At 56.2% G+C, this 25517-nt stretch carries 18 protein-coding genes; 10 read left to right on the top strand and 8 right to left on the bottom strand.

Translation table 11 applies throughout. The annotated features are described in order from the left end of the window. The first annotated feature begins 6 nt into the window (after positions 1-6). The 5 genes from bcsZ (at position 7) to HWQ15_RS07005 (ending at position 9760) form a co-directional block, all read left to right on the top strand. Complete coding sequence (gene bcsZ, locus HWQ15_RS07025; RefSeq protein WP_063149593.1) at positions 7-1113, top strand: cellulose synthase complex periplasmic endoglucanase BcsZ; 1107 nt, start codon at positions 7-9, stop codon at positions 1111-1113. Continuing rightward, on the top strand, positions 1095-4475 hold the full coding sequence (gene bcsC / locus HWQ15_RS07020) for a cellulose synthase complex outer membrane protein BcsC (protein WP_155019855.1): 3381 nt from the start codon (positions 1095-1097) through the stop codon (positions 4473-4475). Before bcsZ ends, bcsC begins: the two co-directional genes overlap by 19 nt. A gap of 120 nt (positions 4476-4595) precedes the next feature. Continuing rightward, positions 4596-6602, top strand: coding sequence for a biofilm formation regulator HmsP (gene hmsP / locus HWQ15_RS07015; protein ID WP_023307153.1), 2007 nt, complete (start codon positions 4596-4598; stop codon positions 6600-6602). A 159-nt stretch (positions 6603-6761) separates the two neighbouring features. Then, positions 6762-8048 carry a C4-dicarboxylate transporter DctC gene (gene dctA / locus HWQ15_RS07010; protein ID WP_022649724.1) on the top strand — a complete coding sequence of 429 codons (1287 nt, stop codon included), beginning with the start codon at positions 6762-6764 and terminating at the stop codon, positions 8046-8048. Positions 8049-8269: 221 nt separating this feature from the next. Next, positions 8270-9760: a pitrilysin family protein gene (locus HWQ15_RS07005; RefSeq protein ID WP_023298837.1), complete on the top strand. Its 1491-nt coding sequence runs from the start codon at positions 8270-8272 to the stop codon at positions 9758-9760. Positions 9761-10153: 393 nt separating this feature from the next. On the opposite strand, the gene HWQ15_RS07000 is transcribed toward HWQ15_RS07005, so the two are convergent. Continuing rightward, positions 10154-11083: a sugar kinase gene (locus tag HWQ15_RS07000; RefSeq protein WP_022649722.1), complete on the bottom strand. Its 930-nt coding sequence runs from the start codon at positions 11081-11083 to the stop codon at positions 10154-10156. 230 nt (positions 11084-11313) lie between these two features. Between HWQ15_RS07000 and pdeH the strand changes: the two genes are divergently transcribed. Continuing rightward, the gene (gene pdeH / locus HWQ15_RS06995) at positions 11314-12087 is read left to right on the top strand and encodes a cyclic-guanylate-specific phosphodiesterase (protein ID WP_015571521.1); all 774 of its coding nucleotides are present in this window, start codon (positions 11314-11316) and stop codon (positions 12085-12087) included. A 65-nt stretch (positions 12088-12152) separates the two neighbouring features. Then, positions 12153-14195 (top strand): AsmA family protein, encoded by a 2043-nt coding sequence (locus HWQ15_RS06990; RefSeq protein WP_063149595.1) that lies wholly within the window; start codon positions 12153-12155, stop codon positions 14193-14195. A 93-nt stretch (positions 14196-14288) separates the two neighbouring features. Here HWQ15_RS06990 and HWQ15_RS06985 read toward each other — a convergent pair whose 3' ends face one another. The 3 genes from HWQ15_RS06985 to HWQ15_RS06975 all read right to left on the bottom strand — a co-directional run bounded on the left by HWQ15_RS06985 (position 14289) and on the right by HWQ15_RS06975 (position 17847). Further along, entirely contained in the window at positions 14289-15611 is a 1323-nt protein-coding gene (locus tag HWQ15_RS06985) for an MFS transporter (protein WP_022649720.1), read from the bottom strand. A 260-nt stretch (positions 15612-15871) separates the two neighbouring features. Further along, the gene (gene yhjD, locus HWQ15_RS06980; protein WP_022649719.1) at positions 15872-16897 is read right to left on the bottom strand and encodes an inner membrane protein YhjD; all 1026 of its coding nucleotides are present in this window, start codon (positions 16895-16897) and stop codon (positions 15872-15874) included. Positions 16898-16947: 50 nt separating this feature from the next. Then, positions 16948-17847, bottom strand: a complete 900-nt coding sequence (locus tag HWQ15_RS06975) for a LysR family transcriptional regulator (RefSeq protein ID WP_032621978.1) — start codon at positions 17845-17847, stop codon at positions 16948-16950. Positions 17848-17966: 119 nt separating this feature from the next. Here HWQ15_RS06975 and HWQ15_RS06970 point away from each other — a divergent pair, with 119 nt between their 5' ends. Both HWQ15_RS06970 and HWQ15_RS06965 read left to right on the top strand, forming a co-directional pair. Then, a complete protein-coding gene (locus tag HWQ15_RS06970; protein ID WP_023298834.1) occupies positions 17967-18725 on the top strand; it encodes an SDR family NAD(P)-dependent oxidoreductase in 759 nt (252 codons plus the stop codon). A gap of 174 nt (positions 18726-18899) precedes the next feature. After that, positions 18900-19502, top strand: a complete 603-nt coding sequence (locus HWQ15_RS06965) for a response regulator transcription factor (RefSeq protein ID WP_063216428.1) — start codon at positions 18900-18902, stop codon at positions 19500-19502. Here the strand turns inward: HWQ15_RS06965 and HWQ15_RS06960 are convergent. Then, a complete protein-coding gene (locus HWQ15_RS06960; protein ID WP_022649714.1) occupies positions 19481-19819 on the bottom strand; it encodes a lysozyme in 339 nt (112 codons plus the stop codon). The two genes, HWQ15_RS06965 and HWQ15_RS06960, sit on opposite strands and share 22 nt — an antisense overlap. Before the next feature lie 71 nt (positions 19820-19890). Continuing rightward, on the bottom strand, positions 19891-20430 hold the full coding sequence (locus HWQ15_RS06955; protein ID WP_022649713.1) for a GNAT family N-acetyltransferase: 540 nt from the start codon (positions 20428-20430) through the stop codon (positions 19891-19893). A 146-nt stretch (positions 20431-20576) separates the two neighbouring features. Here HWQ15_RS06955 and HWQ15_RS06950 point away from each other — a divergent pair, with 146 nt between their 5' ends. Continuing rightward, on the top strand, positions 20577-22163 hold the full coding sequence (locus tag HWQ15_RS06950) for an STY4199 family HEPN domain-containing protein (RefSeq protein WP_063149596.1): 1587 nt from the start codon (positions 20577-20579) through the stop codon (positions 22161-22163). Between the two features lie 110 nt (positions 22164-22273). Here HWQ15_RS06950 and HWQ15_RS06945 read toward each other — a convergent pair whose 3' ends face one another. Together HWQ15_RS06945 and gorA are read right to left on the bottom strand one after the other, a co-directional pair. After that, the gene (locus HWQ15_RS06945; RefSeq protein ID WP_022649711.1) at positions 22274-23923 is read right to left on the bottom strand and encodes an alpha,alpha-trehalase; all 1650 of its coding nucleotides are present in this window, start codon (positions 23921-23923) and stop codon (positions 22274-22276) included. Positions 23924-24105: 182 nt separating this feature from the next. Beyond that, positions 24106-25458 carry a glutathione-disulfide reductase gene (gene gorA, locus HWQ15_RS06940; protein WP_063149597.1) on the bottom strand — a complete coding sequence of 451 codons (1353 nt, stop codon included), beginning with the start codon at positions 25456-25458 and terminating at the stop codon, positions 24106-24108. Between the last annotated feature and the right edge of the window lie 59 nt (positions 25459-25517).

The following is a 25517-nucleotide window of genomic DNA, read 5'->3' as shown; positions in this document are numbered from 1 at the left end:
GCCGTGATGAAAATCTTTCGCGGGTGTGTAGTCGCAGCGTTGATGCTGGCGGCGGCGAATCTGCATGCCGCCTGTCGCTGGCCTGCCTGGGAGACGTTCAGGCAGGATTATATGAGCGAAAGTGGGCGCGTCATTGATCCCAGTGACGCGCGCAAAATCACCACCTCCGAAGGGCAAAGCTACGGACTGTTCTTTGCCCTGGCAGCAAACGATCGCAAGACGTTCGATCTGCTGCTGACATGGACGCGCGATAACCTTGCCGAGGGGGATTTAGCCCAACATCTCCCGGCGTGGCTATGGGGAAAAAAGGACGACAACACCTGGGCGGTTATCGACCCTAACTCCGCGTCCGATGCCGATATCTGGATTGCCTGGTCGCTGCTGGAAGCCGGGCGGCTGTGGAAAAATCCCGATTACACGCGCACGGGTAAGGCGCTGTTGACGCGCATTGCCAGTGAGGAAGTGGTGAAGGTGCCGGGGCTGGGTTCTATGCTGCTGCCGGGTAAAGTCGGTTTTGCCGAAGAGAGTGTCTGGCGCTTCAACCCCAGCTACCTGCCGCCGCAGCTTGCGAGCTATTTCACCCGTTTCGGCGCACCGTGGACAACGCTCCGTGAAACCAACCTGCGTCTGCTGCTGGAGACCGCGCCAAAAGGATTTTCCCCGAACTGGGTGAAATACCAGAAAAAGGGCGGCTGGCAGTTGAAGCAGGATACGACCCTGATCGGCAGTTACGATGCGATTCGCGTCTATCTGTGGGTAGGGATGATGAACGATAACGATCCGCAAAAAGCCCGGCTACTGGCGCGTTTCAAGCCCATGGCGACCACCACAATCAAACAAGGCTTACCGCCGGAAAAAGTGGACGTAGCGACCGGGAAACGTACCGGAGATGGGCCGGTAGGGTTTTCTGCCTCCCTGCTTCCATTTTTACAAGAACGGGACGCGCAGGCGGTGCAACGCCAGCGTGTCGCCGATCGTTTTCCCGATAACAATGCTTATTACAGCTACGTTCTGACCCTCTTTGGACAAGGGTGGGATCAGCATCGTTTTCGTTTCACCGCGCAAGGTGAATTACTACCGGATTGGGGCCAGGAATGCGCACGTTCACACTAAATCTACTCGCCTTATCGCTTGGCCTGGCGCTCATGCCCCTGGCCCAGGCCGCCAACTCCCCGCAGCAGAGACAGCTGCTGGAACAGGTTCGTCTGGGGGAATCCACCCAGCGTGAGGATTTGGTGCGCCAGTCGCTCTATCGCCTTGAGCTGATCGACCCCAACAACCCGGACGTGATTGCCGCTCGCTTCCGCTACCTGTTACGACAGGGGGATACGGCGGGCGCGCAAAAAGAGCTGGATCGCCTGAAAGGAATGGCACCCGATTCCAGTGCGTACCAGTCCTCCCGTACGACCATGCTGCTCTCCACGCCGGATGGTCGCCAGGCCCTCCAGCAGGCTCGCCTGCTCGCCACCACCGGGCACACGCAGGAAGCTATTGCCGCGTATGACAAACTGTTTGACGGTAATCCGCCCAGCGGCGACATCGCGACGGAGTACTGGAACGTGGTGGCGAAAGAGCCTGCCCGCCGCAATCTGGCCATTAATCAGCTGAAGAAAATCAACGCCAGCAGTCCGGGCAACGCCCCGCTACAGGCTTCGCTGGCGCAGCTTCTGTTCCAGAGCGGACGGCGTGATGAAGGGTTTGCGGTGTTACAGGAGATGGCCAAATCGAACAATGGCCGCAGTCAGGCGTCGGACATGTGGTACCAGCAGATCAAAGATCAGCCGGCCAGCAGCGCCAGCGTTACCGCGCTGCAACAATACCTGAGCGTGTTCAGCGATGGCGATAACGTGACGGCGGCGCGCGCCCAGCTTGAAGCGCAGCAAAAACAGCTCGCCGATCCGGCGTTTCGCGCCAAAGCCGAAGGGTTAGCCGCAGTGGATGCCGGGCAGGGCAGTAAAGCGGTAACGGAGTTGCAGAAAGCAGTCAGCGCCAACCACGCCGACAGTGAAGCCGTAGGCGCGCTGGGGCAGGCCTATTCGCAGAAAGGCGATCGCGCCCGCGCGGTTGCGCAGTTTGAAAAGGCGATCGCCCTTGATCCGCAGAGCGACAACCGGGGCAAATGGGACAGCCTGCTGAAGGTTAACCGATACTGGCTGCTGATCCAGCAGGGGGATAACGCCCTGAAAGCCAACAAGACAGCCCAGGCGGAACGCTATTATCGCCAGGCATTGCGGATGGACAGCGGCAACAGCAACGCGGTACGCGGTCTTGCCAATATTTATCGCGAGCAGTCTCCGGAGAAGGCGACGCAGTTTATTCAGTCGCTCTCTGCCAGCCAGCGCCGCAGCATTGATGATATTGAACGTAGCCTGACGAACGAGCAGCTCTCGGCTCAGGCTGAACAGCTGGAAAGCCAGGGAAACTATGCGCAGGCCGCAGAAATTCAGCGCCGACGCCTTGCGCTTTCCCCGGGCGACGTGTGGATCACCTACCGGCTATCACGCGATCTGTATAGCGCGGGTCAGCGCAGCCAGGCAGATAACCTGATGCGTCAGCTGGCAAGCCAGAAACCGGGCGATCCGGATCAGGTTTACGCCAGTGGGCTGTACCTGTCCGGTAACGATCGGGACCGGGCCGCGCTGGCGCATCTGAACACGCTGCCGCGCGACAAGTGGAACGGCAACATCCAGGCGCTGGCGGACCGCCTGCAAAGTAACCAGGTGCTGGAAAACGCCAACCGCCTGCGCGACGGTGGAAAAGAGCAGGAGGCGGAAGCGCTGCTTCGCCAGCAGCCCCCGTCCACCCGTATTGACTTAACGCTGGCGGACTGGGCTGAACAGCGTGGCGATCACGAGGCCGCGAAAACCGCCTACAACACCGTCCTGCAACGGGAACCGCAGAACGAAGACGCAATTCTCGGCCTGACCGAAGTCAATCTTGCTCAGGGCAACAGGGACGCCGCTCGCGCTGAGCTGGCGAAACTGCCCGCGGCACAAAACGGCGAACCGCTCTCCCTCAATATGCAGCGCCGGATCGCCATGGCGCAGGCCGGTCTGGGCGATTCAGCCGTGGCAGAAAAGACCTTCAACACCATTGTTCCTCAGGCAAAATCGCAGCCGCCTTCTATGGAAAGTGCGCTGGTGATGCGTGATGCCGCCCGCTTCCAGGCGCAAAACGGCCAGCCTCAGCAGGCGCTGGAAACCTGGAAGGATGCGATGGTCTCATCGGGCATCACGACGACCCGTCCGACCGATAACGACAGCTTTACGCGTCTTACGCGTAACGATGAGAAAGATGACTGGCTGAAGCGCGGCGTGCGCAGCGATGCAGGCGATCTTTATCGTCAGCAGGATCTGAACGTCACGCTGCAACACGACTACTGGGGATCCAGCGGCACGGGGGGCTATTCCGACCTGAAAGCGCACACCACTATGCTCCAGGTGGATGCGCCGCTATCGGATGGCCGCATGTTCTTCCGTAGCGATCTGGTCAATATGAACGCCGGTTCCTTTGATACGGACAATGGAACCTACGATCCAACGTGGGGTACCTGCGCCGAAACGCCATGTCACGGCAGCACGAACCAGTCGGCCAACGGCGCCAGCGTGGCCGTCGGCTGGCAGAACAAAACCTGGGCGTGGGACATCGGTACAACGCCGATGGGCTTCGACGTGGTCGATGTGGTGGGCAGCCTGAGCTACAGCAACGATTTGGGGCCGATTGGCTACACCCTGAACGCCCATCGTCGTCCGATTTCCAGCTCTGTGCTGGCCTTCGCCGGGCAAAAAGATCCCAATACCGACACCACCTGGGGCGGCGTGCGTGCTACCGGTGGCGGCGTGAGCATGAGCTACGACAAAGGCGAAGCTAACGGGATCTGGTCAAGCCTGAGTGCCGACAGCCTCACCGGGAAGAATGTCGAAGATAACTGGCGGGTCCGCTGGATGACCGGCTATTACTACAAGCTTATCAATCAGAACAACGAGCGTCTGACGGTCGGCGTGTCCAATATGCTCTGGCATTACGATAAGGATTTAAGTGGCTATTCGCTGGGCCAGGGCGGTTACTACAGTCCCCAGGAGTATGTGTCGTTCGCCTTACCGGTGAACTGGCGTAAACGCACAGAGAACTGGTCATGGGAGCTGGGCGGTTCCGTCTCATGGTCCCATTCAAAAACAAAGGATGTGATGCGTTATCCGTTGCAGGGGCTGATCCCGGACAATGAGCCAGGCCGTTATACCGATAAAGGTGTGATGGGAACCGGAAGTAGCTCGTCAGGGACGGGTTATACCGCAAGGGCGATTGTTGAACGCCGTGTGACGTCCAACTGGTTTGTCGGTCTGGGCGTCGATATTCAGGAAGCGAAAGACTATACCCCGAGCCATGCGCTGCTCTATGTTCGGTATTCTGCCGCAGGCTGGCAGGGTGATATGGACTTACCGCCGGAACCGCTGGTGCCTTATGCAGACTGGTGATCGGATTTTTGCTTAATCTAATTGTAAGTCTCTCTTAAAAGTGCAGCTATCGGGTATACTCGGGCGCACCAGGTTTACGCCCTGGTGCGCCCTGCGCTTCGAGTTTTGTGGAGAGTCATTTTGCGTGTCAGCCGTTCCTTAACGATCAAACAGATGGCGATGGTGTCTGCCGTCACAATGCTGTTTGTCTTCATCTTCTGCGTCATTTTGCTGTTTCATTCCGTACAGCAGAATCGCTATAACACGGCTTCGCAACTGGAAAGTATTGCCCGCTCGGTGCGGGAACCCCTGTCGGCCTCGATCCTGAAAGGGGATATCCCCGAGGCGGAATCCATCCTGAAACGCATTCAGCCCGCCGGTATCGTGAGCCGCGCCGACGTCGTGCTGCCGAACCAGTTCCAGGCGCTGCGGATGAGCTTTATTCCGGAGCGTCCCGTCCCGATGATGGTGATGCGCCTGTTTGAACTGCCGGTGCAGATTTCCCTGCCTCTCTATTCCCTGGAAAGACCGGCTAACCCGCAGCCGCTGGCCTATCTGGTACTACAGGCGGACTCGTACCGCATGTATAAATTCGTCATGAGTTGGGTTGCTACGTTAGTGACTACTTACTTACTTTTAACCTTAATGTTGAGCGTGGCGCTGACGTGGTGCATCAACCGGTTAATTGTGCATCCGTTGCGCCGCATAGCCCGGGAGCTGAATGACCTCTCTCCGCAGGAGCACATGGGGCATCAGCTTCCCTTGCCGCGTCTGCATCACGACGATGAAATCGGCATGCTGGTCCGCAGTTACAATATCAACCAGCAGCGTGTCCTGCGTCAGCAGGAAGAGGTCAGTAATAACGCCACCCGTTTCCCGGTTTCCGACCTGCCAAACAAAGCGTTTTTAATGGCCCTGCTGGAGCAGACCGTCGCTCGCCAGCAGACCACCGCGCTGATGGTGATTGCCTGCGAGACCTTGCAGGACACGACGGGCGTGCTGAAAGAGAGCCAGCGCGAGATGCTATTACTGACGCTGGTGGAAAAAATCAAATCTGTGCTGGCGCCGCGCATGGTACTTACCCAGGTCAGCGGCTATGACCTGGTGGTGATTGCGCACGGTGTAAAAGAGCCGTGGCACGCTATTACGTTAGGTCAGCAAGTACTCACTGTCATAAATGAGCGGCTACCCATTCAGGGTATCCAGCTTCGCCCAAGTGCCAGCATTGGTATCGCAATGTACTACGGTGGTCTGACCGCCGAGCAGTTATACCGTCGGGCTTTCTCAGCAGCGTTTACCGCGCGCCGAAAAGGCAAAAACCAGATCCAGTTCTTTGATCCGGAGCAAATGGAAAAAGCCCAGCAGCGCCTGACGGAAGAGAGCGACATTCTGACGGCGATGGACAATCGCCAGTTTGCGCTCTGGCTACAGCCGCAGGTGGATTTGCGCACGGGTGAAGTGACCAGCGCCGAAGCGTTGCTGCGCATGCAGCAGCCGGACGGCACGTGGGAGCTGCCTGAGGGGATGATCGAACGTATCGAGTCCTGCGGCCTGATGGTCACCGTCGGATACTGGGTGCTGGAAGAGTCGTGCCGCCAGCTTGCGGCCTGGCAACAACGGGGCATCACGCTGCCGCTGTCGGTGAATCTTTCTGCGCTACAGCTGATGCACCCGACTATGGTGCCGGATATGCTCGAGTTGATCCATCGCTACCGCATCCAGCCCCACACGTTGATCCTGGAAGTCACCGAGAGCCGTTGTATTGACAATCCTGACGACGCTGTCGCCATTCTGAAACCGCTGCGTAATGCCGGGATCCGCATTGCGCTTGACGATTTTGGTATGGGGTATTCCGGCCTGCGTCAGCTCCAGCACATGAAAACCCTGCCGGTGGACGTCCTGAAAATCGACAAAACCTTTGTGAAAGGGCTACCGGAGGATTGCAGCCTGGTGCAGGCCATTATCCAGATGGCGCACAGCCTGAACCTGCACGTGACTGCCGAAGGTATTGAGGCCGAAGCCCAGCGCGAGTGGCTGGCTGCGGCGGGTGTGGAGAGCGGTCAGGGCTTCCTGTTTGGCCGCGCCGTGCCGACGGATACCTTTGAGCGACGCTATCTCGCCGACGCTGGCAATAACGCAAAAGTGTAATTTTGTTGCTGGCTTGTGCGAGCCAGCTCAAAGTTCTTAACATTTGTGTTTCAAATTTGAACCCCGTTTATTTCTGTCCTGTTATGTGGGTGTTATTTTAAAGCCGCAGGTTAACCATAACCTTACAAAGCCTGTAGTTATTCTTTCCAGGGACACCCTATGAAAACCTCACTCTTCAAAAGTCTTTACTTCCAGGTCCTGACAGCCATCGCCATCGGTATTCTGCTCGGTCACTACTACCCGGAGCTGGGCGCGCAAATGAAACCGCTTGGCGACGCGTTCGTTAAGCTCATCAAAATGATCATCGCGCCGGTCATCTTCTGTACCGTGGTGACCGGTATCGCCGGCATGGAAAGCATGAAGGCGGTCGGGCGTACGGGGGCGGTTGCCCTGCTGTACTTCGAGATTGTCAGTACCATCGCGCTGATTATCGGCCTGATTATTGTCAACGTGGTACAGCCTGGCGCGGGCATGAACGTTGACCCGGCCACGCTGGATGCGAAAGCGGTGGCGGTTTACGCTGAACAGGCGAAAGATCAGGGGATTGTTGCCTTCCTGCTGGACGTGATCCCGAGCAGCGTGATTGGCGCGTTCGCCAGCGGAAATATCCTCCAGGTACTGCTGTTTGCCGTGCTGTTTGGCTTTGCCCTGCACCGTCTTGGCAGCAAAGGTCAGCTGATTTTTAACGTCATTGAAAGCTTCTCGCAGGTTATCTTCGGCATCATCAACATGATTATGCGTCTGGCCCCGATTGGTGCCTTTGGCGCGATGGCCTTCACCATCGGGAAATACGGCGTCGGCACGCTGGTACAGCTTGGCCAGCTGATTATCTGCTTCTATATCACCTGTATTCTGTTTGTGGTGGTGGTGCTCGGCTCCATCGCTCGTGCGACCGGCTTCAGCATCTTCAAATTTATCCGTTACATTCGTGAAGAGCTGCTGATTGTCCTCGGCACATCCTCTTCTGAGTCCGCGCTGCCGCGTATGCTCGATAAAATGGAAAAGCTGGGCTGCCGTAAGTCAGTGGTGGGGCTGGTTATTCCTACGGGCTACTCCTTTAACCTGGACGGCACCTCGATTTACCTGACGATGGCGGCGGTCTTTATTGCTCAGGCCACCAACAGCCACATGGATATCTTCCATCAGATTACGCTGCTGGTCGTCCTCCTGCTCTCCTCGAAAGGGGCGGCGGGCGTAACGGGTAGCGGATTTATCGTGCTGGCGGCCACTATCTCAGCGGTTGGCCATCTGCCGGTGGCGGGTTTGGCCCTGATCCTCGGTATCGACCGCTTTATGTCTGAAGCCCGCGCGTTAACCAACCTGATTGGTAATGGTGTGGCGACGGTTGTGGTGGCGAAGTGGGTAAAAGAGCTGGATCACAAGAAACTTAACGATACGCTGAATAATCGCACATCTGAGGACAAAACCCCCGGTTTATCCTCTTAATCCCTCATAAATGCCCGTATTCCCTTGTGGGGATGCGGGCACCTGCGCATAATAACCGCTCATACCTGTCATATTTCGACAAAATTTTTTTGGGTATATTTCGCTTCCGCCCGTGACGTTTAGCCGAACACGCTGTCTAATCGGAAGGTTTTCATCGTCATCTTTGAGTGCTCACGTCGCGAGACACTCTCTTTAACCAGGAATGTTGATCAGGGGTTCACATGCAGGGCACAAAAATTCGACTCTTAACCGGCGGTTTGCTGATGATGGCAGCAGCCAGTTATGTGCAGGCAGATGCGCTCCAGCCAGACCCGGCCTGGCAACAGGGAACACTGGCGAACGGATTCCAGTGGCAGGTGTTATCCACTCCGCAACGTCCGAGCGATCGCATTGAAATTCGTCTGGCTGTGAATACCGGCTCCCTCACTGAAAGCACCCAGCAGACCGGCTTAAGCCATTTTATTCCTCGACTGGCGCTCACCCAGAGCGGCAGTTTGCAGGCGGTTCAGGTGCGTTCTTTATGGCAACAGGCCATCGATCCTAAACGCCCGCTGCCCCCGGCTGTGGTCTCCTATGACTACACCATGTTTAATCTGAGCCTGCCCAACAACCGTAACGATCTGCTTAAAGAAGCGCTTACCTATCTATCCGATGCCACCGGCAAACTGGCGATTACGCCTGAGACCGTAAACTATGCGTTGAGCAACAGCGACATGGTGGCGACCTGGCCGACGGATACCAAAGAAGGCTGGTGGCGCTACCGCCTGAAAGGGTCCACGCTGCTTGGCCACGACCCGGCAGAACCGCTGAAACAGCCGGTGGATCCAGAGCAGGTGAAATCTTTCTACCAGCAGTGGTACACCCCGGATGCCATGACCCTCATTGTAGTGGGCAACGTGGACAGCCGTGCGGTGATAGAGCAGATCAACAAAGCCTTTGGCGATCTAAAAGGGAAGCGTGAAACGCCCGCCCCTGTTCCTACTTTGTCCCCGCTGCGTCCTGAGACGGTCAGTATCATGACGGATACCGTGCGTCAGGATCGTCTTTCGATGATGTGGGATACCGCCTGGCAGCCGATCCGCGAGTCCTCGGCGCTGTTGCGTTACTGGCGTGCGGACCTGGCGCGTGAAGCGCTGTTCTGGCATGTTCAGCAGACGCTCAGCAAGAACAACGTGAAAGACATTGGTCTGGGCTTTGACTGCCGCGTGCTGTTCCAGCGCGCCCAGTGCGCCATTAACGTCGAATCGCCGGGTGATAAGCTGAATGCCAATCTCGGCGTGGTGGCGAAAGAGCTGGCTAAAGTGCGTAAAGAGGGCCTGTCTGAAGAGGAATTTAACGCCCTGGTGGCGCAGAAATCCCTCGAATTGCAGAAACTGTTTGCCACCTATGCCCGCGCCGATACCGATATCTTAATCAGCCAGCGCATTCGCTCCTTACAGAATCAGGTCGTGGACATCGCGCCGGAGCAGTATCAGAAATTACGTCAGGATTTCCTGAACGGTCTGACCGTGGAGATGCTGAATCAGGATCTGCGGCAGCAGCTGTCTCAGGATATGGCGTTGATTCTGTTGCAGCCGAAAGGTGAGCCGGAATATGACATGAAAGAGTTAAAGGCCACCTGGAACGCCATCATGGCGACGCCGTCGCAGCCAGCGCAGGCGGCGGCCGATGATTTGCACCAGGATGCGAGCGATATTCCGCAGGGCCAGTAAGGCCCTGCGTTCCCTCTCCCTGTGGGCTGAGGGATTTTATGCAGAAGCAATAAAGTTGCTTTCTAAATGACTGAGGGCTGTCAGCGATGCCTTGGTCCGGCTGTAAATCGCTGAGGCGTTTCCTGCAGGCCGGGGCGAGGCACAGGGATGCGCCGGGAGCCCGGGTCGCCAGGGTGGTGGCGACTGAGCCACCCTGGCACGTTCACCGGTCATGTCGTTACAGAGTAGCAAGGAACATAAAGTGAACGGAATGACCACCACCGCCGTATGTTCCCCTCACCCTAACCCTCTCCCCGGAGGGGCGAGGGGATTGCTCAGTGCTCGCATTAATTTGTGGGGAACCCTCAGCCCTGTGGGAGAGGGTTAGGGTGAGGGCATCAGCCCGCCCATTCCTTAAGCAGGCATCGCCTCGCGCGGAATAATCGCTCCGCGATACTGAATCACCGTGCTGGCCGTCAAGTGTCCGCGCTGCGCTGCCGCTTCTGGCGTACCTCCCGTCAAACGTACCGCCAGATACCCCGCGCTGAAAGAATCGCCCGCCGCAGTGGTATCGATCACTTTCTCTTTCGCCAGCTTCACTGCCGGCACCTCTGTCACGGCTTCACCCGCCACCGCCACTAGGCACGACTCCGCCCCGCGCTTAATCACCACTTCGCTGACCCCAGCGGCCTGCGTCCGGGCAATGACCTCATCAACCGGCTTTTCACCCCACAGGGCATCTTCATCGTCCAGCGTCAGGAAGGCGATATCGGTGCATTCCAGCATCTGCTGATACACCTGCTGCGTCTCTTCGCGGCTGGCCCAGAGGCGCGGACGGTAGTTGTTATCGAAAATCACCTTACCGCCGTTGGCACGGCATTCGCGCAGCAGTGACAGCAGCTTTTCACGGCTCTGCTGGCTCAGGATCGCCAGGCTGATCCCGCTCAGGTAGAGGTAATCGAAGGTGGCCAGCTCTTCGCAAATCGCAGCGGCGGCATCGCTTTCCAGCCAGAATTTGGCAGCCGCTTCATTACGCCAGTAATAGAAGGTGCGCTCGCCGGTACTGTCGGTTTCGATGTAGTACAAACCCGGCAGACGGTTTTCCATTCGCTGGATCAGCGAAGTTTCAACGTTTTCACCCTGCCAGGCCTCCAGCATCTGCTGGCTGAAGCTGTCCGTTCCCAGCGCGGTAACGTAGCTCACGCTCAGCGCGTCGGGGGCGACCTGACGGGCAATGTAAACGGAGGTGTTCAATGTATCGCCGCCAAAACCGCGGCTGACTTCCGCGCCTTTCTGGGACAGCTCAATCATGCATTCGCCAATCACGGCAATTTTCTTAGACATAGTCGTGAACCTGAACAGAGTAATTAAGGGTAGTGTGCGCTGTGTGTTTTTTACGGTCAACCATATTAAAACGACGTTCCATTATTTTTTTTGAGCCAGCGCGTGTTCCGGCATATTTCTGTCATCTTAATTTCATTTTCCCGCTGAATTGAACATAAAGTTCTCACCTGGCGGGCCGATAACTCAGTGACGAGTCCAGAAAGGCTATCCCATACAACAGGACATCCGAAATGAAGTCAGAGCAGGTTATCCAGCGGCTGAGCACTACGCCTGAGGCAAGTATTGAGAACTTGCAGGAGCATCGCTACTGGCTGCAATGTGAGCGAGCGTATACCTATCAGCCTATCTACCGTACTGACGGTCGGTTAATGGCAATTGAGGTGTTAACGGTCGTCACTCATCCATCGAACCCTTCGCAGCGTATCGCGCCGGACCGCTATTTTGCGGAGGTTGCCGTGCGTCAGCGCATCGACGTGCTGGAAGAGCAGTTGAGAATGCTGGCGACGAAGCAGGCGTTCTTCGAGCAGCACGGTATTCTGGCTTCGGTGAACGTGGATGGTCCAACCCTGATGGCGTTACGTCAGAATGCGACGCTGCAGGCGCTGATTGCCACCTTGCCGTGGATGCGCTTCGAGCTGGTGGAACATGTTCAGCTGCCGCAGGACTCCTCATTTGCCTCGATGTGTGAGTTTGGCCCGCTGTGGCTGGATGATTTCGGTACCGGTATGGCGAACTTCTCCGCCCTGAGCGAAGTGCGTTATGACTACATCAAAGTGGCCCGCGATCTGTTTATCATGCTGCGCCAGACACCGGAAGGACGGAACCTGTTTACGATGCTCCTGCAACTGATGAACCGCTATTGCCAGGGCGTCATTGTGGAAGGCGTAGAAACGCTGGAAGAGTGGCGCGACGTGCAAAATTCTCCGGCAGCGGCGGCACAGGGTTATTTCCTCTCTCGTCCTGTCCCCATGGATACCCTGGAAAAGGTGATAACCACCCTCTGATCTGCCCGCTTCCCTTTGTCTGAACTATAGTTTTAAAGGCAAGTTCATCAGGAAAGGGGACAACAATGACAAAAACAACCAGGGTGATTTCCTGGACAGCAGGGATTTTCTTGTTGCTGATCGTGGTCTTAATCATCATTATCGCCACGTTTGACTGGAACCGCCTCAAACCGACCATCAACCAGAAAGTCTCGACCGAGCTAAACCGCCCCTTCGCAATACGTGGCGATTTGGGGGTCGTGTGGGAGCGTCAGAAAGAGGAAACCGGCTGGCGAAGCTGGGTGCCCTGGCCGCACGTTCACGCTGACGACATCATTCTTGGCAACCCGCCGGACATCCCCGAAGTGACCATGATCCACCTGCCGCGCGTGGAAGCCACGCTGGCGCCGTTAGCCCTGTTAACCAAAACGGTGTATCTGCCGTGGATCAAACTTCAGCAGCCCGACGCGCGGCTGATTCGCCTGTCGGAGAAAACCAACAACTGGACGTTCGATCTCGCCAGCAGCGGCGATAAAGATCCGAATGCGCAGCCCTCTTCGTGGTCTTTCCGCCTCGACAATATTCTGTTCGATCGGGGGCGGATCGCCATTGACGATAAAGTAAGTAAGGCTGACGTGGAGATCCTCGTCGATCCGCTGGGCAAGCCGCTGCCGTTTAGCGAAGTGACGGGCAGTAAAGCCAAAGGCGATGACAGCAAAGCGGGCGATTACGTCTTCGGCCTGACGGCGAAAGGACGCTACAACGGCCAGCCGCTCACCGGCAAAGGCAAAATCGGCGGCATGCTGGCGCTCAGGAGCGAGGGTACGCCATTCCCGGTGCAGGCGGACTTCCGCTCGGGCAATACCCGCGTGGCGTTCGTGGGCACGGTTAACGACCCGATGAACATGGGCGGCGTCGACCTCCAGCTTAAGTTTGCCGGGGATTCGCTGGGTGAACTGTACGATCTCACCGGCGTGCTGCTGCCGGATACCCCGCCGTTTGAAACGGACGGGCGGCTGTTCGCAAAAATCGACGCTGAAAAATCGTCCGTCTTTGACTACCGGGGGTTCAACGGCCGCATCGGCGATAGCGATATACACGGCACGCTGACCTACACCACCGGAAAACCGCGCCCGAAACTGGAGGGGGACGTTGAATCCCGCCAGCTGCGTCTGGCCGATCTTGGTCCGCTGATTGGCGTAGATTCGGGTAAAGGCACGAAGTCAAAAGAGGTCAAAAAGGACGCTCAGCCTGCGGGTAAAGTGCTGCCCTATGACCGCTTCGAAACCGACAAGTGGGACGTAATGGATGCGGACGTGCGCTTCAAAGGACGTAAAATTGAGCATGGCAGCACGCTGCCGTTGAGCAACCTCTCGACCCATATCATCCTGAAAAACGCCGATCTGCGCCTGCAACCGCTGAAGTTTGGCATGGCCGGGGGAACCATTTCCTCGAATATCCACCTGGAGGGGGATAAAAAGCCGATGCAGGGAAGGGCGGAGATCCAGGCGCGTCGTCTGAAGCTGAAAGAGCTGATGCCGGACGTGGAGTTGATGCAGAAAACCCTCGGTGAGATGAACGGCGATGCGGACATTCGCGGCACGGGTAACTCTGTGGCCGCGCTGTTAGGCAGCGGAAACGGCAACCTGAAGCTGCTAATGAACGACGGGCTGGTGAGCCGTAACCTGATGGAAATCCTGGGGCTGAACGTCGGTAACTTCATCGTCGGACAAATCTTCGGAGACGATGAAGTGCGCGTGAACTGCGCGGCGGCAAACGTGGACCTGGTCAACGGTGTGGCGCGTCCGCAGATTTTCGCATTCGACACGGAAAACGCGGTTATCAACATCACCGGTACCGCCAGCATGGCGTCCGAGCAGCTGGATTTAACCATCGATCCGGAAAGTAAAGGCATTCGCATCATCACCCTGCGCTCGCCGCTCTACGTTCGCGGGACCTTCAAAGATCCGCAGGCGGGCGTGAAGGCCGGGCCGCTGATTGCGCGCGGTGCGGTTGCCGCCGCCCTCGCCACGCTGGTCACCCCTGCGGCGGCGCTGCTGGCGTTGATTTCGCCGTCAGAAGGCGAAGCGAATCAGTGTCGGACGATTTTGTCGCAGATGAAGAAGTAAGGTGTGGCCTGTTCTTGCCGGGTGACGCTGCGCTTACCCGGCCTACATGTGAATCGTAGGCCGGGTAAGGCGTAGCCGCCACCCGGCATTCGCTTACAGAGTCTGATGCTTAGTTTCGTGCGTCAGCAGCAGCGCAATCAGCGTCAACGCTGCCATGGCCGCCAGATAGACACCCACATAGAACAGACCATAGTTCGCCTGAAGCCACGTGGCGATATACGGGGCCACCGAGGCGCCCAGAATAGACGAAACGTTATAGGAGAACGACGCGCCGGTATAACGCACTTCAGTCGGGAACAGCTCCGGCAGCAGCGCGCCCATTGGGCCAAAGGTCAGCCCCATCAGGCTCAGACCAATCAGCAGATACGCCATCACCAGCGCAGGGCTACCTGAACCCAGCAGCGGCGGGAAGACAAACAGTGCGAACAGGATGATCAGCGAGGTGATGACGATCATGCTTGAACGACGGCCAAATTTATCCGCCAGCAGGCCCGCGATGGGCACCATCACGCCAAATCCAATAACCGCCATCATCAGCATCCACAGCACTTCGTTACGCGGCAGGCCCAGTCCGACCGGTACGGCGGCGGTACTGTAGGTCATGGAGTACACGGTCATGATATAGAACAGCGTGTAGGTCGCCAGCATGATGAACGTACCCAGCACGGTCACGCGGAGGTGTTTGGTCAGCAGCGTCCCCAGCGGAACTTTAACCTGCTTTTTCGCCGCGGCGACTTTAGCGAAGACCGGCGTCTCGTGCAGCGACACGCGCACGTACAGGCCAATCAGCACCAGCACGGCAGAGAAGACGAACGGAATACGCCAGCCCCAGCTCATGAACTGTTCATCGGTCAGCAGCCAGGAGAGGAGCAGGAAGGTGCCGTTCGCGAAGAAGAAGCCAATCGGCGCACCCAGCTGTGGGAAAGAGCCATACAGGGCACGCTTACGCGCCGGGGCGTTCTCGGTCGCCAGCAGCGCCGCGCCGCCCCATTCCCCGCCCAGCCCCAGGCCCTGACCAAAGCGCGCCAGCGCCAGCAGCACAGGCGCCAGAATGCCGATAGTTTCATAGGTCGGCAGCAGGCCGATGGCGACGGTGGAGATCCCCATCGTCAGCAGCGAGGCAACCAGCGTCACTTTACGACCGACGCGATCGCCAAAGTGGCCAAAGACCGCTGAACCTATAGGACGCGCAACGAAGGCGATAGCAAAGGTAGCTAAAGACTGTAGCGTGGCTGCCGTCGGGTCGCCCTGTGGGAAGAAAATATGCGGAAAGACAATGACCGCAGCGGTGGCGTAAATATAAAAGTCGAAGAACTCAATGGCGGTGCCAATCAGCGATGCGACGACGACTTTATTGCGGGAGTTGACCGGAACGTGTTCCGCCCCTTCGTTAAGTGTGGTGGCTGTTGCTTGCATAATATTTTCTTATTTTTGGACGAACGAAGGGCCATATTAGGCACAGCAAAAGCGACATTTCAATCTGTAACAAAGGCGTGACATGGTCATAAAAGCAACAAAAAGCGGATAATTTTCAGGCCAGCGAAAACACTTCCATGAAATGCTTCACACATTTTAAATATCAGTCATTAAAACTGGTTTTGAGTTAAATAAAAGTTACGGTCTGGATTTATATGCTGAAATGATGAATCGGGCTGAAATATCAGCCCGACAGGACATCAGTGGTGGGTTTTTCCCGGCATGCGTGGGTCGTCTTTATACTCTGCGGTGGCGATCCACGCGGCACAGAACAGCGTCAGGCGTGCGAAGAAATAGAAGAAGGCCATCAGCCCCAGCACCGAACCAAAGGCCGCGCCGGAGGGGGACTTCACCAGCGATGGCAGCGTATAGGTCATCACAATTTTGATCACCTCAAAGCCAATGGCGGCAATCAACGTCCCACGGATCAGCGCCTTCTTGCGCGGCCGATGGCGGGGCAAACGCCAGAAGATCCAGAAGAACAGCAGGTAGTTAGCAAAGATGGAGATAGCAAGCCCTATGCCGCGCCAGGCCGGTTTCAGCCATTCAATGTAGTCCAGATACAGCGCGGAGATAATCATCTGCTGCGCAGAACCGGCGACCGAGGTGATAGAGAGCGTGATGACCAGCGCCACCAGCAGACCAATCAGCGAGATAAAGTCGCGCAAATACTTCACCCATATCTTCTCCTGATCCTGCGGCGTACGCTCCCAGACGTCACGCGACTGGGCGCGAATGGCCTCACGCAGGTTGCCCATCCAGTTAACCCCGGAATAGAGCGCAATCAGCAACCCGACGATACCCACGGTGGTACGCTGCTGCACGGCGGTATTGATGGTGCTTTTGAGCGTCGTGGCGAGCGTCTGGTCGCTGACGTTGGTCAGGATCTTATTGAAGATGTCCTGCAACAGCGTCGGGTGAGACGCCAGAACAAAACCGGCGGCAGCAAACGACACCATCAGGATGGGGATCATCGACAGGAAAGAGAAGTAGGTGATCGCCGCGCCAAACTGATTTCCCATGCGGTCGTTAAAGCGCTCAGCGGCGCGGATCAGGTGAGCAATCGCGGGTATCTGCTGAATTTTTTCGGCTATGCCGGTCACGGTGCCCAGCGCTTTGCTGGTCGTTCCAGGCTCCTTCGGCGCTTCAGGCTCGTTATCCATCTTTTTGATGGGTTCATAATCTAAATGTTGAGTCGGTCGTTGCGGGTTATTTTCCGGCGTCACGCGCATTTTCCTTTTCGTTGAGCTGGATGTTACTGAATTATAGCTTGCGACTAGTCCACGTAACTTTTTGTGAGTTCGGTAAGCCACTCCATAAACACATGCACCCGACGGGAGAGATTACGGCGGTGGGGATAAATGAGGGAGACGGGCATTGGTTCAGCCCGATATTGCGGCAGGATCTCAACGAGTTTTTTCGTGCGCAGGGCATCACGCACCCCGACGCGCGGGACCTGAATAATGCCAAGCCCGGCGATACAGGCGGCCTGGTAGGTTTCCGTGCTGTTAACCGTCAAAACGCCTCCCGTTTTTATCCACTGGGTCGCGCTGCCGTTGAAATACTCAAAACCCAGAGGACGGGTGCCCAGCGTGGCGGAGTAATGAATGAGGGCGTGTGAGCCCAAATCATCCAGCGTCTCAGGGTAGCCGAATCGCGTGAGATAATCCGGGCTGGCGCAGTTAATCACTGAAAGCTTCCCAAGCGGGCGGGCGATAAGCCCGGAGTCCTTCAAGTTTCCCACGCGAACCACGCAGTCAAATCCTTCGCGGATGACATCGACCAGACGATCGCTGCTGCTTAGCTCAAGCTCAATGCCGGGAAACTGTTGTAAAAATGCAGGCAGTTTCGGAATGACGACATTTCGTGCAATGGCAACGGGCATATCCACACGTAGCCGACCGCTGATGGTGGAAGGGTCGTGCAGAAACATGCCGTCCAGTTCGTCCAGATTCATCAGCAGATCTTTTGCGCGTTCGTAATAAACCATGCCGTCCTGCGTCAGGCTGACGCGGCGGGTAGTGCGGTGCAGCAGTTGAGTGCCAAGCGCGTTCTCCAGCGCCTGGATCTGCCGCGAGACACTCCCCTTCGGCAGGCTTAACGTCTCCGCCGCGCGGGTAAAACTCTCCAGTTCCGCGACGCGAAGAAAAAGCTGCATTGCGTATATTTTATCCATAGATATGGGTCATTGTTGTTTGAAATGAAACAGTGAAGCGTTGGCGGCACTATTTATTGATTTTCTACCATCTAATAAGCTCATTCTCAATCTTCATCGCAGTCGAAACGAGGTGAATTATGCGTGAACGTATTGCATTAGTGACGGGCGGTAGCCGCGGCCTGGGTAAAAATGCGGTTTTGAAGCTTGCTGCGGAAGGGACAGATATCATCCTGACCTGGAACAGCAGTCAGCAGGAGGCGCAGGAAGTTGTACGCGAAATTGAGGGAAAAGGTAGAAAAGCGGCAGCATTGCAGCTTAACGTCGGCGATACGGCAAGTTTTGCGCGCTTCGCTCAACAGGTGAAGGAAACCCTTACACACGTCTGGCAACGTGACACCTTTGACTATTTAGTGAACAACGCAGGTACAGGGTTATACGCACCCTATACCGAGACGACAGAAGCGCAGTTTGATGATGCGGTGAATATTCACTTCAAAGGTCCGTTTTTCCTCACACAACAGCTGCTGCCGCTCATAAAAGACGGAGGACGGATCCTGAATGTCTCAAGCGGTCTGGCCCGTTTTACTCAGCCAGGTTCAGGGACTTACGCGGCAATGAAAGGGGCGATGGAAGTGCTGACCCGCTATCAGGCAAAAGAGCTTGGCGTGCGCGGAATTTCCGTCAATATCATCGCGCCTGGCGCGATTGAAACCGACTTTGGAGGCGGACGCGTAAGGGATAATGCGGAGCTTAACCAGCTGCTGGCCTCGCAGACGGCGCTGGGACGGGTGGGCCTGCCCGATGATATCGGTGACGCCATTGCGGCGTTGCTCAGTGACAAACTGGGCTGGATGAATGCGCAACGTATTGAAGTTTCAGGCGGTATGTTCCTGTAATGTTCAGACTTAAGGGGGAGGGAACCCTCTTAAGGAAATCCTTAAAGCAGGTGTGTCTAAATGATGAAAGATATAAAGAGAGCTGGGTGAATTGTAACCTCTCCATTCATTGAGTTTTTTCTTAAAAAATGCCTCTGTAGAATCCCCCTTCGCTATTCTCAGAGGAGTAATACGATGCGAGTAATCATGTTTGACAGGCAGTCATTATTTATTCATGGAGCGAAGTGCAGTTTGCAGAAATTAATTCCGGAAATAGATTTGACAGAAACTCGTCAGACTGATGAATTATGGGCACACTTATCCGCGTCACCTTCCGCTATCGTCATGATAGATGGGTATTTAATTCATGATAACGGTGTGGCTTTACCGGAAGAGATTATGAATCGTTTTCCAACAGCGCGCGTGGTGCTGGTGTTAACGAAAAAAGAGCCTCGCTGGGTTGAGCAAATGCTACAGCGCAACGTGGTAGCAATAATCCCTCGTAATGCGAATCCCGAACGCTTTTCCGCCGTGCTGGATTCTGTATCGCGAGGGATGGTCTGTTTTCCCGGCGAGTGGATGAACCAGCACTCCTCTCATGATGAGCTGTCATTGTTAAGTGAGCGCCAGCGTGAGGTATTGAAATTACTGGCGGCCGGAGAGTCAAATAAAGAGATAGGTCGTAATCTCAATATCAGTGCGGCAACGGTAAAAGCCCATCTTGAGACGCTTTTCCGTCGTCTTGATGTCAAAAACCGGACGCAGGCCGCGATGTACTATACCCGGGCGACGGCCTGAAGGATCTTCTCTGGCAGAGGGGAATCTTCCCCAAAACTGAAGAGCGTTAATACCAGTGCATCATGCTGCTGTTGGGTTAATGGGCGTTTGTTCATTTCCCGCAGCAGCGACTCACATAAATGAATATCATTGAAAAGCAAATTCTCCGCCTCAGTCGGCGTGATGAGGCCGTTAAATTTTTCCCACTGGCGAATCACGTGACCGTAACCTATAACCCATATTCCCTTTTCGTCACGGTATTTCTCCAGGGAAAGACCCTGCTGTTTTTTAATTAATGCGATTGCAGCAGAAGATATCTGCATTGCATAACCCGTCATAAGCGTTTCCTCTTTATGGCGGAACTATAAAGGGAAAACAGCCCGGGGAATATCCGCCAAATGGCCGTTGATCAGGTTTTACTGAACGGATATTCCTTTTTCAGTAAACCGAATAGCCAGTCGTTATGCCATTGCCCTGAAAGGAAATAACTCTCGCGCAACTCACCTTCCAGCTGAAAACCTGTTTTTTCCAGCAGTCGCCTTGAGGCGATATTTCCCGCCGTCACGGTCGCGGTGAGCCGACGGATATTGCCCTGGGTCAGCGCGAAATCACACACCGCCCGCAGAGATTCAAAGCCGTAACCTTTCCCCTGCGCAGAGGGCGCAAAGAGAAAACCGACTTCGGCACAATCTGCTTCCCGGTGCACATAGCCGGTTACGCCCAGCGGCGTCTGGCTGGCCGTCTCACGCACCACAAGGCAGAGCCAGTGCGAGCTGCCCGGTGCCCACGGCAACAGACGAGACACAAAGGCCTCCCGAATGTCAGCCTCGCTACGCTCATGGGCGACAAAACGCATCACGTCAGGATTTTGCTGTAGCGACAGAAAAAAGGGCCAGTCTTGCTCTTGCAGCGGCAAGCAGGTGAGACGCGCGGTGGTTAAGGCGGGCATGACGATCCTCCGGAGACATTGCAAATGATTATAGGGTTGTCACTTTATTTCAACAGAAAGTCAGGTATGTTTAACCTCCTATAAATAAAAAGAAAAACGACTTTTAATGCCGCTTTGGCGGTACTCATTGTCTCTCAAGGAAAACAATGATGATTAGCTCATCGCATCATACCCGCGAACAGTTTGAACACTGTCTGGCGGCGATCCGCCAGGCGTCTGTTGAAATCTTACTTCTGTTGAATGTACATGTTTCTGAAGGAAAAGATCCACGCTGGTTTCTGGAACAACTGGATAGCGCCCGCCTGGGGCTGGGCGGGTGGGGTGCCGTAGCCAGAAAGCTGAACCTGAATGATGCGGAAATGACGGCCTTTACGCTGCAATTACGCTTGCTTCAGCAGCGCGTTCCCCAGTATGAAAGCGGGCAGGATGTCAGCGAAAACCAGCTGATTGCGGCGATGCGCTTCGTCACATCCCTTGAATATCTGCGTCTGCAACAGCCCCTTCTGACCTACGATACCGGGAGGGTGCCAGACAAGGCGAGCCAGCTCCAGGCGCAGAAACAGGTGCGTGCCATTGAGCTGATGATAAAAGGATTGATACAGCAGGCATGGCCCGATCCGGTGCGGCTGAATAATCATCTTAAGACCTTGTTTAATGCTGAACGTGTGCGTCGCTGGCTGAAAAACGGTGAAATTAATGATGTTCTGAGCGGCATGTTATTTAGTGAGCTGGCCCAGCTGCTGGTGGATAAGAAAGAATTTAGCCGCTACTACGCGTCGCTGTTTAACGCCCAGGACATGCTGACGCTGCTGGTAGAACCCCGCAAAACCCTGCAAACCTTCCTCGAAGATATCCGTCAAATCCGCAACAGCATCACCGTGCAGCAGCCGTTGAGCGGGGCGCAAATCCAGCTGCTCGACAGCTATTACACGCAGATCACCCGCTCCGTTCAGCGCGCGTTTGAGGAAGGGCGGACACGCGTTAACCCGGCGGCGCTGATGGCGGTGGATGAAAGCGAGCTGCATGCATTCTGGGAAAAGGCGCAAAAAATAGACCGCACAACAGGCGGCGATCTGTTTGAAGTGCGTGACAGCATAGAGAAACCGACTCAGCGCGCCGCGCGTACGCCAGAGCAGCGCGAACAGCTGATTTCCGGCGTGCTGTGGGGAGCGGTTGGCGTGATGGTTATCGCGATTGTCGTGGGAGGAGCCTGGCTGGTAACCAGCAGTAAACCGCAGCCGACTGTGGCCAGCACGGCATCTCCCGCGCCGGTGCAGGAGATGCGCGAAACGCCTTCCTCGCGAGAAACGCTGACGCGCATGGGTGTCACCTGGGATGAAAACAACTTCCGTTCAGCGATTAGCCGCAACGATACCCGCGTGGCGCTCCTGTTCTTGCAGGGTGGCATGGACTGGAAAATGTCATGGACGGAGGAGGCATTGTCGGCAGGCTACGATGACGTGCTGGAAGTGATGTTGCGCTACCGCCTGCAAATGACAGAGCAAAAGCCCTGCCGACGCTTTATTAATACGCTTAGCCATGCGATGGCGAACGGCGAATCGCTGACGTCTATGCGTAAGCAGTACCTGAAAGCATTCTGTACCGTCCCGGCGGTAGTGAAACGTCAGCAGCACGACGCCGATATGGCAACGCGCCGCGCGAAGACGCAGCCCGATGCCAGCACAAAAAAATGGCAGTCCATCCAGACTGCCATTTATGAAGTGATCCGCTGATTATTTTTCCCCCTCACCCCGGCCCTCTCCCCAAAGGGGCGAGGGAGAAAAGGCCGCACCGTTAAGTCCCCTCTCCCCTCAGGGGAGAGGGTCAGGGTGAGGGGTGAGACTCAGGGCTCCCCATACAGCCCAATCAACCGCCGCACCACCCCATTCGTCCAGCCGAAGCCATCCTGCAACGGATACTCACCCCCGCCACCTTCGCGTGGCGTGCTGCTGGCGATGTGGTACTTCTCAATCAGCTTATGATGGGTTTTGTAGTAATGGTTTACCGTGTGCAGCCAGCTCCAGGCGATCTCATCCCCCAGCGAGTCGTTGCCGTACTGCTTGAACCCCTGGATCGCCATCCATTGTAGCGGTGCCCAGCCGTTCGGCTTATCCCACTGCTCACCTGTTTCATATTCGGTGGCGAGAATACCGCCCGGCGTGAGCAGACGGGCTTTAACGGCATCGGACAGCCGTTCAGCCTGCTCATGCGTCGCCATGCCCACATACAGCGGCACAATGCTGGCCGCAGAGAACAGCGCCAGGGCTTCACGGCGCCAGTCGTAATCACGATAACAGCCGTTCTCTTCGTCCCACAGATAGCGGTTCACCGCCGCGCGCCGGTCGCTGGCTTTCTGGCGGAATAGTTCAGCCGTCTCTTTATCCCCTTTCGACGCTGAGATATTGGCGATAGCGCTCTCCAGTTTGAACAGGAATGCGTTCAAATCGATGGGGATAAATTGCGTCGTACGGATGCTGGCCAGCCGCGCAGGATCGCGCAGCCAGCGGGACGAGTAATCCCATCCTGAGGCTGCCCCGGCGCGCAGGTCGCGATACACCTCGTTCGGCGGACGACCGGAATGACGGGCGGTTTCAACGTCCTCAATCCAGGATTCATCCCGTGGCGTATCACGATCGTCCCAGTAGCGGTTGAGCAATGAGCCATCCGGCATGCGCACCGCACTGCGATAGGCCTGGTTGAGCAGCAGCGATTCCGCCCCGTCCATCCAGAAGGCGTACTCCATCTTGAGATGCTCAAGATAGCGCTTCGCCCCGCGCACGCCGTCCTCTTCAAACAGCTCCACCATCAGGGCAAAAACCGGCGGCTGGGAGCGGCTGAGGTAGTAGGTGCGGTTGCCGTTCGGGATATGTCCGTAGCGCTCAATCAGCCAGGCGAAGTTATCGGCCATGCATTTCAGCAGATCGTTACGACCGCTTTCTGCCAGCCCCAGCATGGAGAAATAAGAATCCCAGTAGTAGGTCTCGCTGAATCGCCCGCCGGGGACAATATAGGCCTGCGGCAGCGCCAGCAGCGACGACCACGGGATATGATCCTGCGGCTCGCGCGTCAGCACCGGCCACAGGTTATCAATGTGTTCTTTCAGGGAGAAGCCGGGATCAGAGACATACTCTTTGCTGTAGTCCTCCGGCAGCCAGAAGTGATTCTCCACAAAGCGCGCCAGGTCGAAATCACGGTGACGACGCACCTTGCGGTAGCGGATCAGGATATCCAGCGGGTCCATTTTCGGCGCGCAGTCTGGGAAAGTTTTGCTGTCCGCAAACAGCCGTGTCGACTGCACATGTTCGAACAGTTCAAGATAACGATCGGCAGGCGTCAGGGCATCGGAGGCAGGTAGCCCCTCGATCATTTCGGGTTCCGGCTCCGCCTCAATCATTTCATCCAGTTTCAACTCGCAGGGATCGGTCTCGTAGCGCAGCTCTTCTGCAATCTCGAACTCGATGTTCTCGGTAGCCTGTAGTTTCTGGTTGAACATGGTGATAAGGACCTCCGGTTGTGTGTTCTAAAAGACAGGTTTTTCCGGGCGTCTTATAAGCGTAGACATTCGCTTCGGTGGATGTGGAGGGATATGTGCGTTAGATCACGATTTTCGGAGCATTCGTTTTGCAACGATTTATGAATGTTAAAAAAATGCCCCTTTGAAGAGGGGCATCAATATCAACGCATTGTTACAAACTCTTCTGCCGCAGTGGGGTGGATCGCCACGGTGTTATCGAAGTCTTTTTTCGTTGCGCCCATCTTCAGCGCCACTGCGAAGCCCTGCAGGATCTCGTCCATGCCAAAGCCTATGCCGTGGATGCCGACGATCTTCTCGTCCGGGCCCACACAGACCAGCTTCATGCGGCACGGCTGACGGTGCGAGGTGACCGCGGTATACATCGCGGTAAACGCCGATTTATACACTTTCACCTGATCGTCGCCGTACTGCTCGCGCGCCTGCGGCTCGGTTAAGCCGACGGTGCCGATTGGCGGGTGGCTGAAGACCACGGTCGGGATGTTGCTGTAATCCAGATGTTCGTCCGGCTTGTTGTTAAACAGACGCTCGGAAAGACGACGCCCCGCGGCCACGGCAACCGGCGTCAGTTCTACGGCACCTGTGTTATCACCAACGGCATAAATACCCGGTACGCTGGTGTTCTGGAACTTATCAACGACGATGTAGCCTTTTTCATTGGTTTTCGCCCCGGTTGCGGCCAGGTTGAAGTTGTCGGTGGCCGGTTCACGACCAATCGCCCAGATCAGGCAATCAACGGTCTGGCTGCGGCCATCTTCCAGCTCCAGGGTCAGGCTACCGTCCGCATTTTTAACCACCGCTTTTGGCACGGCGTTGGTGTGCAGCGTTGGGCCTTCGGCGTTCATCACCTCAACCAGCGTGTCGACGATTAGCGGATCAAAGCTACGCAGCGGCGCGTGTTTACGCACAAACAGGTGCGCTTCCGCCCCAAGGCCGTTAATCACGCCAGCAAGCTCAACCGCGATGTAACCCGCGCCTACAATAGCAACGCGCTCTGGCAGAGCAGGCAGCTCGAAGAACCCGTCGGAGTCGATGCCGTATTCCGCGCCCGGAATGTTCGGATGGCTCGGACGGCCACCGGTGGCGATCAGGATGTGATCGGCGGTGATCGTCTCGCCGTTCACTTCGATCGTCTTCGCATCCACGAAACGGGCGAAGCCGCGGATCACGTCGACGTTATTCTTGCCCAGCACGTTATCGTACGAGGTGTGAATACGGTCGATATAGGCGGTACGGCTGGCGATCAGCTTATCCCAGTCGAAGTGGTTAATGGTGGTGTCAAAGCCGTAGTCCGGGCCATACATATGGATAGCTTCACGGATTTGCGCGGCATGCCACATCACTTTCTTCGGTACACAACCCACGTTTACGCAGGTGCCGCCGAGTTCTTTGGCTTCAATCAGCGCACACTTCTGGCCGTACATGGCCGCACGGTTGATGGAGGCGATGCCGCCGCTGCCGCCGCCGATTGCGATGTAGTCATAATGCTTAGTCATAGCTTTTGTCCTTAATCGTGAATTGCCGCGATTGTATACCTGAAATCAATAGGTTCCAC

The organism is Enterobacter sp. DSM 30060 (assembly GCF_013375955.1).
Taxonomy (GTDB): Bacteria; Pseudomonadota; Gammaproteobacteria; order Enterobacterales; family Enterobacteriaceae; genus Enterobacter; species Enterobacter intestinihominis.
Note: the sequence above shows the minus strand (reverse complement) of the source record. Positions and strands in the feature narration are given on the sequence as shown.

Excerpts from the sequence above, each read along its gene's own strand:
- bcsZ (WP_063149593.1), top strand. The coding sequence starts at position 7 with ATGAAAATCTTTCGCGGGTGTGTAGTCGCAGCGTTGATGCTGGCGGCG.
- bcsC (WP_155019855.1), top strand. The coding sequence starts at position 1,095 with ATGCGCACGTTCACACTAAATCTACTCGCCTTATCGCTTGGCCTGGCG.
- dctA (WP_022649724.1), top strand. The coding sequence starts at position 6,762 with ATGAAAACCTCACTCTTCAAAAGTCTTTACTTCCAGGTCCTGACAGCC.
- HWQ15_RS07005 (WP_023298837.1), top strand. The coding sequence starts at position 8,270 with ATGCAGGGCACAAAAATTCGACTCTTAACCGGCGGTTTGCTGATGATG.
- HWQ15_RS07000 (WP_022649722.1), bottom strand. The coding sequence starts at position 11,083 with ATGTCTAAGAAAATTGCCGTGATTGGCGAATGCATGATTGAGCTGTCC.
- pdeH (WP_015571521.1), top strand. The coding sequence starts at position 11,314 with ATGAAGTCAGAGCAGGTTATCCAGCGGCTGAGCACTACGCCTGAGGCA.
- HWQ15_RS06990 (WP_063149595.1), top strand. The coding sequence starts at position 12,153 with ATGACAAAAACAACCAGGGTGATTTCCTGGACAGCAGGGATTTTCTTG.
- HWQ15_RS06985 (WP_022649720.1), bottom strand. The coding sequence starts at position 15,611 with ATGCAAGCAACAGCCACCACACTTAACGAAGGGGCGGAACACGTTCCG.
- HWQ15_RS06975 (WP_032621978.1), bottom strand. The coding sequence starts at position 17,847 with ATGGATAAAATATACGCAATGCAGCTTTTTCTTCGCGTCGCGGAACTG.
- HWQ15_RS06970 (WP_023298834.1), top strand. The coding sequence starts at position 17,967 with ATGCGTGAACGTATTGCATTAGTGACGGGCGGTAGCCGCGGCCTGGGT.
- HWQ15_RS06965 (WP_063216428.1), top strand. The coding sequence starts at position 18,900 with ATGCGAGTAATCATGTTTGACAGGCAGTCATTATTTATTCATGGAGCG.
- HWQ15_RS06960 (WP_022649714.1), bottom strand. The coding sequence starts at position 19,819 with ATGACGGGTTATGCAATGCAGATATCTTCTGCTGCAATCGCATTAATT.
- HWQ15_RS06955 (WP_022649713.1), bottom strand. The coding sequence starts at position 20,430 with ATGCCCGCCTTAACCACCGCGCGTCTCACCTGCTTGCCGCTGCAAGAG.
- HWQ15_RS06950 (WP_063149596.1), top strand. The coding sequence starts at position 20,577 with ATGATGATTAGCTCATCGCATCATACCCGCGAACAGTTTGAACACTGT.
- HWQ15_RS06945 (WP_022649711.1), bottom strand. The coding sequence starts at position 23,923 with ATGTTCAACCAGAAACTACAGGCTACCGAGAACATCGAGTTCGAGATT.
- gorA (WP_063149597.1), bottom strand. The coding sequence starts at position 25,458 with ATGACTAAGCATTATGACTACATCGCAATCGGCGGCGGCAGCGGCGGC.